At 50.7% G+C, this 16,468-nt stretch carries 11 protein-coding genes; 6 read left to right on the forward strand and 5 right to left on the reverse strand.

Annotated elements, in window-relative coordinates:
* Positions 1–20 precede the first annotated feature (20 nt).
* From MKY48_RS24605 to MKY48_RS24625, 5 genes are all read right to left on the reverse strand, one after another.
* Positions 21–1,289 (reverse strand): SLC13 family permease, encoded by a 1,269-nt coding sequence (locus tag MKY48_RS24605; RefSeq protein WP_339291378.1) that lies wholly within the window; start codon positions 1,287–1,289, stop codon positions 21–23.
* Between the two features lie 131 nt (positions 1,290–1,420).
* A complete protein-coding gene (locus MKY48_RS24610; protein ID WP_339291380.1) occupies positions 1,421–2,605 on the reverse strand; it encodes a sugar diacid recognition domain-containing protein in 1,185 nt (394 codons plus the stop codon).
* A 451-nt stretch (positions 2,606–3,056) separates the two neighbouring features.
* Positions 3,057–4,418: an ABC transporter substrate-binding protein gene (locus tag MKY48_RS24615; RefSeq protein WP_339291382.1), complete on the reverse strand. Its 1,362-nt coding sequence runs from the start codon at positions 4,416–4,418 to the stop codon at positions 3,057–3,059.
* 71 nt (positions 4,419–4,489) lie between these two features.
* Entirely contained in the window at positions 4,490–5,314 is an 825-nt protein-coding gene (locus MKY48_RS24620) for a carbohydrate ABC transporter permease (protein WP_339266962.1), read from the reverse strand.
* A complete protein-coding gene (locus MKY48_RS24625) occupies positions 5,311–6,243 on the reverse strand; it encodes a sugar ABC transporter permease (RefSeq protein ID WP_339291384.1) in 933 nt (310 codons plus the stop codon). Before MKY48_RS24625 ends, MKY48_RS24620 begins: the two co-directional genes overlap by 4 nt.
* 318 nt (positions 6,244–6,561) lie before the next feature.
* Between MKY48_RS24625 and MKY48_RS24630 the strand changes: the two genes are divergently transcribed.
* The 6 genes from MKY48_RS24630 (at position 6,562) to MKY48_RS24655 (ending at position 16,424) form a co-directional block, all read left to right on the forward strand.
* Positions 6,562–7,164, forward strand: coding sequence for a TetR/AcrR family transcriptional regulator (locus tag MKY48_RS24630; protein WP_339291386.1), 603 nt, complete (start codon positions 6,562–6,564; stop codon positions 7,162–7,164).
* 159 nt (positions 7,165–7,323) lie between these two features.
* The gene (locus MKY48_RS24635; protein WP_339266966.1) at positions 7,324–7,878 is read left to right on the forward strand and encodes an HXXEE domain-containing protein; all 555 of its coding nucleotides are present in this window, start codon (positions 7,324–7,326) and stop codon (positions 7,876–7,878) included.
* 142 nt (positions 7,879–8,020) lie between these two features.
* Positions 8,021–9,214: an oxalate decarboxylase family bicupin gene (locus tag MKY48_RS24640; RefSeq protein ID WP_339266968.1), complete on the forward strand. Its 1,194-nt coding sequence runs from the start codon at positions 8,021–8,023 to the stop codon at positions 9,212–9,214.
* Positions 9,215–9,405: 191 nt separating this feature from the next.
* A complete protein-coding gene (locus MKY48_RS24645; RefSeq protein ID WP_339291387.1) occupies positions 9,406–9,858 on the forward strand; it encodes a MarR family transcriptional regulator in 453 nt (150 codons plus the stop codon).
* Positions 9,855–13,025, forward strand: coding sequence for an MMPL family transporter (locus MKY48_RS24650; RefSeq protein ID WP_339291388.1), 3,171 nt, complete (start codon positions 9,855–9,857; stop codon positions 13,023–13,025). The genes MKY48_RS24645 and MKY48_RS24650 overlap by 4 nt, the downstream gene beginning before the upstream one ends.
* A 264-nt stretch (positions 13,026–13,289) precedes the next feature.
* Complete coding sequence (locus tag MKY48_RS24655; RefSeq protein ID WP_339291390.1) at positions 13,290–16,424, forward strand: ATP-binding protein; 3,135 nt, start codon at positions 13,290–13,292, stop codon at positions 16,422–16,424.
* Positions 16,425–16,468 lie beyond the last annotated feature (44 nt).

Genomic DNA, 16,468 nt, shown 5'->3' on the forward strand with positions numbered 1-16,468 from the left:
AACAATCATTTTGCCGCAGATTACAAGAACCAGCCGAACACGCCGAACACCAATGTCGATACGACGGCCAGGACGAGACCGATTGCGGTCTCATACGGAATAAGGCGCAGCCGCTCCTTCATCGCCATATTGACGCTTCCGCCCGTTGCATGGAAGAAGCTGCCGTGCGGCATATGGTCGAAGACGGTCGCCCCGGCGTGAATCATCGCCGCAGCGCCCAGGGAAGCAACGCCAAGCCCCATAATCGTCGAGCCGAACACCGAGCTGGCGACTGCGGTACCTGCTGTTGTCGAAGCGGTGGCTAAGGACATGAACGCGCCGCTTATCGGCGCAAGCAAGTAAGCCGGCAAGCCGGAGGAGGCCAGACTGTCGATGATGACATCCTTCAATTGCGAATTCGATATAATGCCGGCCAACGTCCCTGTGCCGAGCAGCATGACAGCCACGCCCGACATTTTGCCCAAGCCCGATACCGCAAATTGATTGATCTGCTTGATGCGGCCCATGCACAAGGCGCCAACAAGCCCGCCGACCGGCAGCGCGATAACCGGATCGATGACGATGCCGGCAATCGGGCGCAGCGCCAACAGCACAATCGCCGTGATCGGAGCCATCATCGCTGCCAGGAAGCCCGGAAGCTGCTGAGCGCCGTCGTCTACGCTTTCCTGGCCCGTGATCTTCGTTCCCTTTTTGGACAGGCGCTTCGCGATCAGATAAGTGGCAAAAAGCCCAAGGACTGCCGGTATGATTCCTGCCATCATCATCGATGTCAGTGGAATGTTGAATGCCTCTGCCGCCGAGATGGCGTTCGGATTCGGCGACATAATGTTGCCGGCCTTCCCGCCGCCGATCATGGCAAGCAATATCGCCATGCGGGACAAGTCGGCGCGCTGCGCAATCGCGATCGCAATCGGCGCCACCGTAATGACCGCGACGTCGATAAATACGCCGACCGCCGTAAGTACCATCGTCGCGAACGCCAGCGCAAACAGCGCACGCGTCTCGCCGACCTTGCGGATCAACGTTTCGGCAATCGTCTTCGCGCCGCCCGATTCAATCAAGACGCCGGCAAGCACGCCGGCTGCCAGGATGCGCAGCACGGCCGGAATCATGCCCTTCGCGCCATCCATCATCAAATTCACCGAATCAACCAGCCCGATTCCGCCGACAACCCCTCCGGCAAGTGCCCCAATCATCATGCCATAGGCAGGAGGGACTTTACGCAATATAAGCACAATCGCCACAACCAATGCCGTCAAAGCACCAAGTACAGTTACAGATACGTCCATAGTCAAGACCCCCTAATGTGTTGTCTCAATTCGTTATACTATTACTGTACCTGTAATGTGAAAGCGCTTCATCATGCATAAAAATGAAATAAAGCGCTTTATTGAGCGTGTTTTTTGTTCAAATGCACAAATCATGCATGTTCCTTCCAGACACCGTCACTCTCCAACTTCCTCTCTTTCAGCGCGCTTAGCCAGCGGGCCGTCATTAGCGTATATAAATCGCGAAAATGCTTCGGGTCTTTGCCGGTCGCCTCATGAATGCGCTGCAGTCGGTAGCGAAGCGTATTCCGGTGAATCGACAGCCGCTCGGCGATGCGCTGCTGCTCGCCGTTCTCATCATAATAGGCCTCCAGCGTCTGCTGAAGTTCCCCGCTCTTATCCTCCTGCGCAAACCGCCACCATAGCCGCTGCAGCTCTTCCGCCACCCACGAGGGCGTAACGTTCGCTGCCACGGTCTCATTCGGCATATCTTCGCCGTAGTATACCGTCTGCTCCGGGAATATCGCCTGGCCCGCCCGCATCGTATCTTGCGCGGAACGATAAGACGCGATTAAGCCGTCGATGCCGGAATACGCCTTGCCAACCGCAATGCGGAGCGGCGCAATCCGCTTCTCCTCCAGCAGCCTGCGAATGTGACGGATGCCTTCGCATATATCGGCGTTCGGCTCCCGCGGGTGGAGATGGGGCTTATACAACACGATTTGGCGCGTATTGTGAATGGCGATCAGGTCGATGGCGGGCCGACCCTCCAATATTTCAACCACCTGCTTGAGCGTAGACAATGAATTCGCGTCCTGCGCACCGATCAGCTCCATAATGCATGCAACCCGCGCTTTATCCGGATGGAAGCCAATCCGTTCCGCCTGGAGGCGCAGCATGGCGTTATCCTTGCCGTCCGCATGAATGATGGACTGAAGGAAATCCTCCTTCATCCGCTTATCCCATTGGGCTTTTTCCAGCAGATCTGCTTGCTCCAAGTACATTTCCGCCGTCATTTTCACCAGCTCGCCGTACTTGGTCACCTCATTCGGATCGCCGGTAATACCGATGACCCCAACAACTTCGCCCTGGAAGTGAATGGCCAGATTCGTTCCGGGCAGCACCCCTTGCAGCTTGCGTGCGCTTTCCTCGTCAATCTCGAAGCGACCCTTCCTCTCAATCGCAATGAGCGCCCCTTCATGCTTCTGATATAAGCGCGAGCGGTCGCCAGAACCGATAATCCGCCCCCGTTCATCCATGACGTTCACATTATAATGAATCACTTGCATCGTCCGCGTTACAATTTCTTGCGCCAATTCCTTAGTCAATCTGCTCATGTCTATCCCCTGTCTATGTCCGCCATGATATGAAAAAACGCCCTCCATCCGATAAGCGCGATTAATCGCATTCTTCCGGGATAGGGGCATTCAGCTTCGAATAACGTTATTATACGCCCTAAATGTGAGTGTTAACACGAGGAAGGGAATTTCCTCCCGAAGTGGCTGTTATTCGGTGAGTGACTATAATTAACAATTATTTTGTCTGAGTATACGCTTTCGCGTTTCTTTTGTAAACTCAAACACCACCAGTATAGCCTCAAGAGAACGCAGGTACTCATGATTCCGTCGCTTGCGGTTGAGGTGGATTTCTTTCTAAGAATGTATCGCTTAAGCGAAACTTCCCGGTGAATCGTTTATTGGCTGCATTCATGCCACGAACCAACAAGCCGATTCTGATGGATCGGCTTGTTACTCCCTGTCTCTCCTGAGTTTGAGGCTCCCCTCTATGCTACTTTACGGTACGGTTATAATCCTGAATCTTGGTCGTAATTTCTTTCGCTGCGTCGTCCAGTGCCTGCTGCGGTGACTTTTTATTGTTCAGCACCTCTTCAATCGCCCCTTCCACAATCTGTCTTGCCTCGGGGAATACGCCCATCACGGCACCCTGGGTCGCTTTAACCAGCTTCGTCTGGTGCAGCTGATCAATGGCTGTCTGGAATTGCGGGAATTTCTTCAGATTCTCCTTCACGCTTTCTTCCTCATACGCCTTCGTGGTAATCGGGAAGTACCCGGTATTGATATGCCAGTATGCCTGCTCCGATGGAGAGGTCAGGAATTTAATGAACTCCCATGCGGCTTTTTGCTCTGCTTCAGGACGACTGTTCATCATCCACAGGCTTGCTCCGCCCACGATAACACCGCCTTCTTCCGCTCCTTCCGGCTTCGGAAGAAAGCCTGTGCCTACTTCAAACTTGCCTTCCGAGCTATCCACAAGTCCCTTCAAAGCTGCGGTTGAGTCCAGAATCATGGCGACCTGACCGGCCGAGAATGCCTTCTTGGAATCATCGGTTTTACGTCCCAGGTTATTGGCTGCCTTGGAATCGATCAGATCCTTCCACCAAGTCAGCACCTTTACGCCAGGCTCGGTATTGACTAGTGACTCGGTCGCCAGATCGTCTCGGCCGTTGCCGTTGTTCACATACTCCGCACCCTGATTGGCAAACAACTGCTCCATAAACCAGCCGTATATAGCAAAATTCGCTCCAACCGCCTTCCCTTTTTTCGATATCGTGTCTGCCGCGATTTTCAGTTCTTCAAACGTCTTAGGCGGACTTTCCGGATCGAGCCCTGCATCCTTGAACAAGTCTTTATTGTAATACAGTATCGGATTAGAGGAGTTGAAAGGCATGGAATACAGCTTATCCTCAAATGTATAATACCCGCTGATGTTAGGCTCTAGCTGCGACACATCCCACTGATCCGCATCAATGAACTCCTGCATGGGTGTAATTAGTTTGGAATCGATCATAAACCGGCTGCCGATCTCGTACATCTGGACCACGGAGGGCCCCTCGTTTGTTCCCATCGACGCCTTCAGTTTACTTAACAGGTCATCATAGGTTCCCTGATACACCGCTTCTACCTGCACCTTGTCCTGTGAAGCGTTAAAGTTGGCGACTAATTGATCAACCACCTTGGTATTCGCTCCTCCCATCGCATGCCAGAATACCACTTTTTGAACACCAACATCGGTTTTTGGTACGGAATCCGTCCCCTTATCAGGCTCCTCACCCATGTTAATGTTACACGCGCTAAGCAGCAGCATGATCGCAGCTAACACGATACTTACCAATCTCGTTCTTCTTTTCATCCGTGATTCTCCCCCTTCGTTCGTAAAATGCTTCCTATGATAAACCTGCATATGACAGGCCAACCACCACACTAACCTTTCAACGCACCAGCGGTAATTCCGCGCACCAATTGTTTGACGCCAAAAGCCAGCAGTACAAAGGAAGGAACCAGCACGATGGTCACGCCGGCCAGAATCAGGTTCCATGACATCACTTCAGCATGCTGCAGCATAGCCACCCCGATCTGTACGGTTCGCATCGAGGCCTGGTTTGTGATCAAAAGCGGCCACAAGAAGTGATTCCAGTGCGTGAGGAAGGTATACACCGCCAAGGTAGCAATGGAAGACCGGGACAACGGCAGCACCATGGACAGAAAACTGCGGATATGACCGCACCCGTCGATTTTGGCCGCATCAAACAGCTCACGCGGGAGCTGCAGAAAAAACTGGCGCAGCAGAAACACGCCAAAGGCCCCTGCCATAAACGGCACGATCAATCCCTGGTAGCTGTCCATCCAGCCCCAATCCTTAATGGTCAGATAATTCGGAATAATCGTGACTTCCCAAGGAATCATCATCGTTGACAAGAAGAGTCCGAACAGCAGTGCCTTACCCTTAAAATTAAGAAATGCAAACGCATATGCGGCCAGACTTGATGTAATGACCTGACTGATCATGATGGCCGACGAGACAATGAAGCTGTTCAGAATAAAGCGAATAATCGGGAAGCCGGAGATGGCCTCCGTAAAATTGCCCAGATAGAAGCTCGACGGGAACAGCGGTGGTGGGAAATTAGCTACCTCCTTCTCGGTCATAAAGGCTGAGAACACCGTAAAGATGAGCGGATATAACACAATTAAAGACAGGAGGATGAGCAGCAGATAGGTAAACAGGGACGTAATTCCGCGCAGGGTCATTGGTAATGCACCTTCTTTTCCAGAACTTTAAACTGCAGCAGCGTAAGGAGCAGAATAATCGCAAACAGGATCAGAGCCTGTGCGCTGCCGATGCCAAACCGGAAATTGACGAAGGCATCCTGATAAATGGAGTAAACCATGACATTGGTGGAGTTGATCGGACCTCCCTTGGTCAGAATGTGAATTTGCCCGAATGCTTGAAATGCACCGATAACCGATACAATCAAAGCAAAGAAAATCGTAGGTGACAGCAGTGGCAGTACGATTTGGATAAAGGTCCGGATCGGCCCGGAGCCGTCCATTTTGGCGCTCTCGTATATCTCCTCCGGAACTCCCTGTAAACCGCTTGACAGCACAATAAACAGAAACCCCATGTTCATCCAGATCGTCATGATCGAGATCGAGATCAGAGCCCAGGAAGGATCGGTTAACCAAGGGATCGGCCCGAGATGAACGAAGCTTAGAAAATAGTTAAGCATGCCCGCCGTAGGATGAAACAACAAAAACCATATAATCGAGCCGGTCCCGACGGAAATGACAATCGGCAATGAGAAAACAAACTGAAACACCTTCATCCCTCGCAGCTTGTTGTGGGTAATGGCGGCAAGAAACAGCGACCATATCAAGGAGGTGGGCACGGTAAACAAAATAAACATCAGCGTTACGCCAAGATTCTTATAGAATGATCCTGATGATAAAAGCCGGATAAAATTCTCCAACCATACAAATTCAACAACCTGACCCCGCGGATCCGTTATCGTCATGCTGAGATAAACCGATTTCAGCATCGGGTAGAACAAGAACATCATAAACAAGATGATGGAGGGTGCCAGAAATCCATAGGCTAAAGCATGCTCACCCCAGAGCCTTTTTCTTGTCGCTGCACTTTTAGGTTTCTTGCCGTGTAAAACGCTTTCATTACTAGACAACCGACATTCCCCTTTCTTCGAAAATTTCTCTCTGCCATTCGAAAAGATGCAAGGATTCGCAAAAAAAGAGAACAAAAAAACACATAAACTGCATGCCGAAAAACAGACAAGCAATTCATGTGATTCTCCTCTTCTCCATCACATATGCAGCATGCTCTAAACAATCCTCCCTTCATTATTATCAATAACATTGAAAATTTAGAACATTCCATGCCTTGATATTTCGAGCCTTGACAATAGCTGGAAATGACAATATTCTTGAGTAAACACTCAGTATATGGGATTCGTCATTTAATCAAAAAAGGAAGCCATCTGCCTATGCCTACAACAAACAATCGAAATGCCAAGAAGGAACAGATATTGAACGTCGCTCTGAAGCTGTTCTCGCAGCAGGGATTTCATGCGACGACAACCAAAGAGATTGCCGCCGAAAGCGGCGTTGCCGAAGGGCTGATCTTCTACCACTTCGGAGATAAGCGGAAGCTGCTGCTCTACCTTGTGGACAATTTTTCCTTTGTTACACAGCTCCAAGAGGATGCGGATGAACTGTCGAAGCTGCCTGCGGAGGAAGCCCTGTTTCAATACGGCTTGGCGTACCTTGGGTTCCTCAGGACGAACATGGATTATCTGATGCTCATTTGGTCACCTGAACTCATAAGGGATGCCGAGGTATCCAATGAGGTGTCCCGGCTGATCGAAGGTTTTGGGACAGCAGGCAGCGGCATACTCAAACAGGCCGCGGGATCGAAGCATCAACCGGAACATACGGTTCAGGTCGCGATGACGATGATGACCTCCTCCATACTGGTCTACTGCATGCTCCATTCCCGCTTCAGACAGGAAGCCCTCCCGCTCGGGGACGAATCCTATATTCGTGAGCTCGTCCGGCTGCTGATGCATGGTTTTTATGAAGGATCCTAAGGCGCCGATGCTCATCCCAGTAAGGATAGAATAGTAAAGCTGATAGCAGAACAGAAATAACCTCTCTGCATCAGCTTCTTTTATCGGCTCAATTTGAGTGTACACTCAGTTTCTATAAATATCGCTAATAGTGTTAGAAGGAAGGGAGAAATGAGGATCATGCTGTCAATCATGCCAGATTGGAGTTTCGCCATGATGTTGTGGCTGCTGCCGGTTGTATTTTTCATTCACGATGGAGAAGAGATTGCCACGATGGAATGGTGGCTTAGGAAGAACAAGAATAACCCTGTGCTATCCAAAATCTCGCCTGTCTCCACTCCGTGGGATAAAAATATCACCCTGCAATTTACATTTGCCGTCCTGCTGATCGGCTTCATTCTCACCAGCGTAACGGCCATTACGGCTCTTAACTTCGAGATCGGCAGCCCATTCAACGCGCTGTTCGCGGGCTTTGTCACGGTGTTCCTGCTGGATGGCGTGAAACATGTGGGAGCCTCGATCGCCCTGTGGGCATACACCCCAGGTGTCATTACAGCTGCCATCTTTGAAATTCCTTACGGGATTTATGCGCTCTATCGCCTCTTTCATGCAGACATCATAAATATAGCTTCATTCGCCCTCGGAACCATCATCGCCCTGCCGATCACCCTGCTGCTTGTATGGACGGGTCTGACGCTAGGAAAACGGATTGCCCCCTTCCGCCACGACATATAGGGCATTCCTATCATTGCGAAAACCATCTTTGACTGGCCTTGCATTCCCTTACATATTAGCCAAGCGATGGCTCATAACCATTATGGATAGCCGTTTAACAGGATATTTTACGGAAAAAGCCTAGAGAGGGAGATACAGATTAATGGAGGATCAGAACCGGAACAGAGGAAATCATGACCGTGTCCCACAGCCGATACGCAGCGACGGAGCAGGCGGGCCAGACTATGGTCCGCGGGATGTGATGAGGGATATCGAGAATCCCGACATGCTAGTGCCTCCGATTACGGATGCGGGCTTGATGCCCAATCTGAAAATGTCGTTCTCCGACACGCATATGCAGCTGAATCATGGCGGCTGGTCGCGGGAAATTACGGTACGGGACCTGCCGATTGCGACCACGCTGGCCGGCGTCAATATGAGCCTCACACCCGGCGGCGTTCGGGAGCTCCATTGGCATCAGCAGGCGGAGTGGGCCTATATGATCTGGGGCAGCGCAAGAATTACGGCAATGGATGCAAGCGGTAGAAATTTCATCGCGGATGTGGGGCCCGGCGATCTGTGGTATTTTCCTGCCGGTCTCCCCCACTCGATCCAGGGACTCGAGGAAGGCTGTGAATTCCTGCTGGTTTTTGACGACGGCCACTTCTCGGACCTGAATACCTTATCGATCTCCGACTGGTTTGCCCATACGCCAAAGGATGTGCTGTCCGCCAACTTCGGCGTTCCGGAGAACGCTCTTAACCATATCCCGAAGGAACAGGTTTATATTTTTCAGGATCAGGTGCCAGGTTCGCTCGAAAGCCAGGAGATCCAATCCCCTTACGGAACAGTACCGCTGAGTTTCAAGCACCGGCTGCTGGCGCAAGAACCGATCATAACCCCCGGCGGAAGCGTAAGAATCGTGGATTCCAGCAATTTTCCGATCTCCAAAACCGTTGCAGCCGCGCTCGTTGAGATCAAACCGGGCGCCATGAGGGAGCTTCATTGGCATCCGAATCAGGATGAATGGCAGTATTACCTGGCCGGACAAGGACGAATGACCGTGTTTGCTGGCAATGGAGCGGCGCGGACCTTTGATTACAGAGCCGGTGATGTGGGATATGTCCCCTTTGCCTTCGGCCACTACATACAGAACACGGGCACGGAATCCTTATGGTTTCTCGAAATGTTCAGAAGCGACCGGTTCGAGGATGTTTCCTTGAATCAATGGATGGCCTTGACCCCTCGGGACCTGGTCCAGGATAACCTGAGAGTCGGAACCGAAGTCACCGATGCTTTGCGCAAGGAAAAGTGGCCTGTCGTGAAATATCCGGGATATTCGTATTACCCGAGGTAAGTTCTAGCCTCCCCCTTTGATTGAGGACATTGCCTGTTCGATTAAAAATTCGTGCAGACCGGCCAAGAGGATTTTATTCCAAGGCCGTCTGCCTTTGCCGTCATGCGGACATTTGACTTTTCTTTCCTCCTGCCATATAGTTCATTAATGAAACTATTTCATACGTGAACTATTCGAAAGGAGAACTATTGTTGAACGACAAGGCAAAGCAATGGATCGACCGATATGTGGATGTCTACCTGCTGGTCACCCGGCGGATTAACGCCCAGATTCGGGAACATCTCGGTGAAGATCTGACCAATGACCAGTTTCAGGTTGTGCGCATCATCAACAGCATGGATCACTGTACTTCATCCCATCTGGCGGAAACGCTTGCCGTCGGCAAGAGCTCGATTACCGCTATCGTCAACCGTCTCGTGGATGCCGGCATTATCGACAGAACCCGGGACAAAGCAGATCGCAGACTAGTTTATCTGACTTTAACCGAATACGGACGTACGATTTTTGAATCTGCCCAGGAACAGATGAGGGAGATCGTCTCTCCTTATATGGAGCATTTTGAAGAAAAAGATATCGAAATGTTTATCTCAATGTTCGAGAAGCTGGGGCAATTGATGCTTGAATCAGGGGGGAGAAAGAATTGAAAGCCATACTGAAAGCAAGATGGGCCATTATCATTCTGTGGCTGGCAGCCGCAGTCGTGCTGTTTTTGTTCGCGCCATCCATGTCGGACCTGGTGCGGGAGAAAGGGCAATTATCCGTACCGGATGGTTATACCTCTTCGCGCGCGGCGGAAATTCTCAAGGAGGCCTCCGGCGGCGAGGGCGCGGAAACCCTGCACCAGGTTGCGCTCGTCTTCAATAAACCCGATGGGTTAAGCGAAACGGATAAGGAGAGTATCCGGGAGGGCGTTCAAGCTTTAAACAACAATAAAGAAAGCCTCCATATTGATTCCATCAATGAACCGTTCACGCAAACGGAGCTGGAAGACACGCTGATTGCCAAAGACGGCAAGACCATCATGGTCGCGCTTCAGGTCAGCGGCGGCCAGGAAGCCGTGAAAGCTCTACCCCAGAAGGTTGATCAGGTGCTGGAAGGCGTTCAAGCCGATCATTACCTGACAAGCGAAGGTCTCATCAATGAAGATACCATCGTCAGCTCGGAGGAAGGCCTGAAGAAAACGGAATATATTACGGTTGTCTTTATTCTCCTCATTCTATTCGTTGTATTCCGTTCCTTCGTAGCACCATTCGTACCGCTGTTGACCGTAGGTCTCAGTTATATCGTGTCACAGTCTGTCGTTTCTTTTCTCGTTGACCAATTCAACTTCCCGATATCTACCTTCACCCAGATCTTTATGGTGGCCGTCATGTTCGGGATCGGAACCGACTACTGCATCCTGCTGATCAGCCGGTTTAAGGAAGAACTCACCACGTCGGAGGATACCAAATCGGCCATCATTGAGACTTACCGAAAAGCCGGCGGCACCGTGCTTTATTCCGGGCTTGCCGTATTTGTAGGTTTTGCAGCCATCGGGTTATCCAAATTCATTCTGTACAAATCCGCAGTTGCGGTTGCAATTGGCATTGCCGTTATGCTTCTAGCATTGGTTACAGTCGTTCCATTCTTCATGGCGGTGCTGGGCAAGAAGCTCTTCTGGCCATCACGCGGCAAGCTGGAGCATAGCGAGAATAAGCTTTGGGGAGCGGCAGGTTCCTTCTCTCTTAAGCGCCCTTGGGCGGCATTGCTTGTCGTCGCTGTGATCGTGGCCCCTTTCTTGGCTACATACAGCGGCAAACTGTCATTTAACAGCCTGGAGGAAATCGGGCCAAGTTACGCTTCAGTCAAGGGCTTTAACATTATTTCGGACAGCTTCGGTCCCGGACAATCGCTGCCTTCCACCATCGTGATCAAGAACGATGACCGGATGGATACGGCAGAATACATGGGACTCGCGGAAAAAATCAGCCGGGAAGTGGAAAAGGTTGATGGCGTATCCAGCGTACGCGGGCTCTCCCGTCCAACCGGTGAGCAGATCAACGATTTCCTCATTCCAACGCAAGTGAAAACGTTAAATGAAGGATTGGGAGAGTCCAAAGACGGACTGACCCAAATCCAGAATGGACTATCCGAAGCAGGCAAGCAGCTCAGCGAGAATACGCCGAAACTGAATGAAGCCGCAGCGGGAGCCAAAGAGCTGACCAAGGGAACCGCCGACCTCAAGGACGGCATTACGGAGCTTGGCCAAGGCCTCAGCGCCATTCAAAAAGGAATCCAAAGCGGAAGCGCAGGCGCAGGCGAACTCAAAACCGGGCTTGCCCAAGCTGCGAAAAGCGCGAAAGAGTTAGCTGCAGCCCATGCCCAGCTTCTTCAAGGTTATAAACAGCTTGATACCGGATTAGCAGCTCTTGACGGCGGCGTTGCCGAACTTAAAGAGCAACTGGGCGGCGTGGCGACCGCACTGAGTGGACTTGAAGGCTCCTTCACGGGATTGGAGAGCAATTACCCGGAACTCATTCAAGATACCGACTATCAAACCATTAAGGGTACCGTTACGCAAACAGCTGCAGGCACAGCCGAACTGGCAGCAGGGTTAGGACAAATCTCCGAGCAGCTTAAAGGTGCGTCTGCCGGCTTATCGGAAGCAAACGCCGGCTACGCTAAGGCAGCCGCCGGGCAAACGGCGCTTGCCGACGGTCTTCAGCAGCTTGTGACCGGTATCGCCGAGCTTCAATCCGGTCTTTCGCAGGCAGCTAACGGGCAAGGACAGATCGTAAGCCAAATTCCTTCCATTACGGGCGGTCTGGACCAGCTGCAGGGCGGACAGAAACAGCTTGCCGACGGCTTTGGCGATCTAACCGGCCAGATCGGAGAGCTGACGGCAGGACTGAACTCCAGCGCGGACGGATTGAAGCAAATTTCGGACGGACTGCATTCCGCTCAGGATTATCTGCAGCAGATCCAGGACGTTCAGGATGAAGAGCTCAGTGGTTTCTTCATTCCACAGGAAGCCCTGGAGAATAAAGAATTCCAGACGGTATTCGATACCTATCTCAGCAAGGACCGCAAAGTGATGACGCTGGATGTGGTTCTGGCAACCAATCCGTACAGCGAAGAAGCTCTGGGCAGTGTTGAACAAATTCAAGCTGCGGTAGACCGTGCAGTAAAAGACACGAAATTGGAGAACGCCGAAGCTGCCATCAGCGGCATTACCAGCACGAATAACGATTTGCAAAACATATCGAATGAAGACTACGCGCGTACCGTGATTCTCATGCTGAGCGGAATCTTCATTATCCTGGTCGTGCTGCTGCGCTCCATCGTGATGCCGATCTATCTAATTGTCTCTCTGGTCATCACATACTTTACGGCTGTCGGCGTTACGGAGATGATCTTCGTGCACGGCTTCGGGTATTCCGGCATCACCTGGGCCACGCCGTTCTTCAGCTTTGTCATGTTGATCGCGCTTGGGGTCGATTACAGCATCTTCCTCATGGCGCGCTTCAACGAGAACAAGTCCTGGAATGTTCAGGATGCCATTCTGCATGCCATGCGCAACATGGGAACCGTGATCCTGTCCGCGGTGGTCATTCTTGGCGGTACCTTTGCCGCGATGTATCCATCCGGCGTACTGTCCATGATGCAGATTGCAACGGTTGTCCTGGTTGGACTTGTGCTCTATGCACTCCTGTTCCTGCCATTCTTCGTACCGGTGATGGTCCGTATCTTTGGCCGGGCTAACTGGTGGCCGTTCACTCCCAAGGAGCAGGACACAAAGAGCAGCCCGTCCGGACATGACGTAGGAATGTAACCATTATAAAGATGACCCAAACCTAACAATATTCACAATAACCGCCTTTTTCCTGATTGATGACAGGTAAAAAGGCGGTTTTTTATACGCCATATCATTAAAAATGAACGGAAACCTTGTTCGTAATTGGAACTGCCTCCAAAGAACTGAACAAATGCTTTTTGCAGGGGAATAACTATACGACCGTCACATTTTCTCGTATATTAAGAAGAAGAATCTCGAATTTTACAACAACCCATATAAAACCTAGAAGGAACGTGAACCGTGCCGACGCGATCTGCAAAAAATACATATCACATTGGAAGTAAAAAGATTGTTCAGTATATATTGGCAATTACTGTTTTTCTGTCCGTGCTCCTCAGCATTCGCTGGTATTGGATCGAAGCCTTCGTTCCTCCCCACCACCCGAAAGCCTCCCAAGGGGTGCTCGACTTGCGCAGTTGGGACCTCATTCATTCCAAATCCATAACATTGGACGGGGAATGGGCGTTCTACCCTGACAAACTCGCCACAAAACAGGAGCTGGAGCAAACCCATCCGCAGCATCGCTATGTGCAGGTTCCGGGAAATTGGCGGGGAAGCCAAACGAAGGAATCCGAATCCGCCTATGGTACCGGCACCTATCGGCTTCGTATTCTGATTGATCCAGCCTTAACCGCTCCCCTTTCCTTCTGGATCCAACAAATTCAGGCTTCGGCCAGCGTGGAGATAAACGGCATTAAAGTAGGGGAGATGGGCAAGACCGGAGAAGATGGCAATAACACCTATTCACCGGCTCGAAGTCCCTTCGTAGTCGATTACACTCCCGCTGAACATACGCAAGAAATCGACTTGCTTGTACGCGTGGCCAACTTTGAGCATCCACTCAAAGGCGGAATTGTAAATTCCATCAAGCTGGGATCCAGCGAAGCCATCCACGATGAACGCGGACTTTCCATCGATCTTCAACTCATTACATTCGTCGTGCTCATCCTTCACGGTCTGTATTCCTGCATCCTGTTTTTATTCAATCCGAAGGAATGGACGCTGCTTGATTTTTTCCTGCTGCTTCTCACCGCATCCGTGACGATTGTAGTGTCAGATGACGATTTACTGCTGAAATGGCTGTCCATCAATTACACTTGGGATCTTAAAATCTCCATTTTGTCTTATTCTTGGCTATCTTTTTTCATATTGAAAATGACCAGAAGTTTCACCATAAAGACTCGCAGCCGATGGTTTATCGGTTATGGCATTTCCCTGCTTCTATATTCCGGATTTATTGCAATCGCACCTGCTTCCCTTGTTTTCTGGACGGTGGAATATAAAGTTTTTAGCATTTATTATATATTGCCGGTTGTCATCTCTATCTATATGTTCGGGAGAATGGTGGCTGCAAGCCGGGATGACGCGATCTTTCTGCTCCTGGCAGCCAGCGGCATTTTCTCCAGCGTGATCTGGGGAGCGCTTAACAAATATCAGGAGCTTCCAACCGTATACTACCCCGTTGATGTCATCTCGGCCATCATCGGTTTCTCGGCCTATTGGTTTAAGCGTTATTTCCGCAATGCCGATAAAATCAGCAAGCTCAACCGCCAATTACAGAAAGCGGACAAAATGAAAGACCGGTTTCTAGCCCAGACGTCACATGAGCTGCGAACGCCGCTGCACGGGATCATGAATATCGCCCAGAGTGTGACGGACAGGGAGCAGCATCATATGGACAGTCGAAGTGCAGAGGATATGAATCTCCTTATTAAGGTTGGACGTCAGATGTCGCATTTGCTGAATGATCTCCTGGACGCAGTAAGGCTGAGGGAAAAGCGAATCGTACTGCATGCCGAGCCCCTGTCCCTTCCCTCTGTCGTAAATGGCGTTATCGATATCTTAAAGTATTTGGTCGAAGGAAAAGCCGTAGAGTTGAAAATGAATATAGACATATCCGAAGCCCTCCCTCTCGTTATGGCCGATGAAAAGAGGCTTGTGCAAATCCTCATGAATGTACTGCATAATGCCATCAAACATACCGAGGAAGGAATCATTGCCGTAACGGCCATCGCCAAGAACGGGCAAATGATCATCGAGGTAACGGACACGGGAACAGGAATGGATCAGGAAACACAGCAGCGCGTATTTCTGCCATACGAACAAGGCGATCCCGGATACGGCGACACCAACGGCATCGGTTTGGGCCTTAGCATCAGTAGAGAGCTGGTAGAGCTTCATGGCGGCAGCATGACGGTTCACTCCGAAGTCGGAAAGGGTTCAACGTTTACCTTCACGCTTCCTTTGGCTGATTCAACGGATGTAGAGATTTCCCCGAGCATATTGGCCGAGCGGCTCGGAGCCTATGAAGAAATGGCAGCAAGCCGGAACAACCTCAACGGCCAGCCGATCCTAACCGTAGAAGCGCCGTCCATAAAAGATCAGATGAATATCCTGGCCGTTGACGACAACCTTGTAAATTTAAGAGTGCTTGCAAACATACTGATGACTGAACCTTACCACCTGCAATTAGCAACTTCGGCCGGGGAGGCGCTGGAATTGCTCGGAACGAAACCATGGGATTTGGTTATCGCAGACGTGATGATGCCGCAGATTTCAGGCTACGAGCTGACACGGATGATAAGAGAACGTTATTCCCCTTCCGAACTCCCTGTGCTTCTGCTGACAGCGCGCAGCGAGCCCTCCGACATGTATGCGGGATTTCGGGCAGGTGCTAACGATTATGTCACGAAACCGGTAGACCCAATGGAGCTTAAATACCGTATCCAGTCATTAATTACATTAAAACAGTCCGTAAACGAGCGTCTTCGTATGGAGGCCGCTTATCTGCAAGCGCAAATCCATCCGCATTTTTTGTTTAACACCTTGAATTCCATCCACGCTTTGAGTGAAATTGATGTGGAAAGAATGCGAAAACTTAATGAGGCTTTTAGTTCATACCTGCAAATCAGTTTTCAATATCAAAACTCCGGCAAATTTGTCTCACTATCGGAAGAACTCGAACTCGTACGCGCTTACTTGTATGTTGAGAAGGAGCGACATGGTAACCGGCTCCATGTCATATGGAACCTGGATCAGGACGCAAACCTCCTGCTTCCTCCCTTAACGATTCAGCCTCTGGTCGAGAATGCGGTACAGCACGGTATTATCCCAATAGCTAAAGGCGGCACCGTCGAAATCCATATAATCCGTCAGGAGCAGTCCACGCTAATTCAGGTCAAGGATAACGGCATGGGAATGAATAAAGAAAAAGTACAGGAGTTGCTGGATGCTCCGCGCAAGGACAAAAGAGGGATCGGTCTGTATAACACAAATCGCAGACTGATTCAGACGTATGGGAGCGGTCTTTCCATTCAAAGCGAGGTCCGTGAGGGGACAAGCGTATCTTTTGTCATCCCTGATCCGGAGGAATAGCATCTCTTAACAGAAAAAGGAGGGGGGCCCGTCAGATCTAAGAT

Origin of the sequence: Paenibacillus sp. FSL W8-0187, from assembly GCF_037969755.1 — a bacterium.
Lineage (GTDB): Bacteria > Bacillota > Bacilli > Paenibacillales > Paenibacillaceae > Paenibacillus_AQ.

Coding starts and splice junctions, on each gene's coding strand:
- MKY48_RS24605 (WP_339291378.1), bottom strand. CDS start 1,289: ATGGACGTATCTGTAACTGTACTTGGTGCTTTGACGGCATTGGTTGTG.
- MKY48_RS24640 (WP_339266968.1), top strand. CDS start 8,021: ATGGAGGATCAGAACCGGAACAGAGGAAATCATGACCGTGTCCCACAG.
- MKY48_RS24610 (WP_339291380.1), bottom strand. CDS start 2,605: ATGAGCAGATTGACTAAGGAATTGGCGCAAGAAATTGTAACGCGGACG.
- MKY48_RS24620 (WP_339266962.1), bottom strand. CDS start 5,314: ATGACCCTGCGCGGAATTACGTCCCTGTTTACCTATCTGCTGCTCATC.
- MKY48_RS24615 (WP_339291382.1), bottom strand. CDS start 4,418: ATGAAAAGAAGAACGAGATTGGTAAGTATCGTGTTAGCTGCGATCATG.
- MKY48_RS24630 (WP_339291386.1), top strand. CDS start 6,562: ATGCCTACAACAAACAATCGAAATGCCAAGAAGGAACAGATATTGAAC.
- MKY48_RS24635 (WP_339266966.1), top strand. CDS start 7,324: ATGCTGTCAATCATGCCAGATTGGAGTTTCGCCATGATGTTGTGGCTG.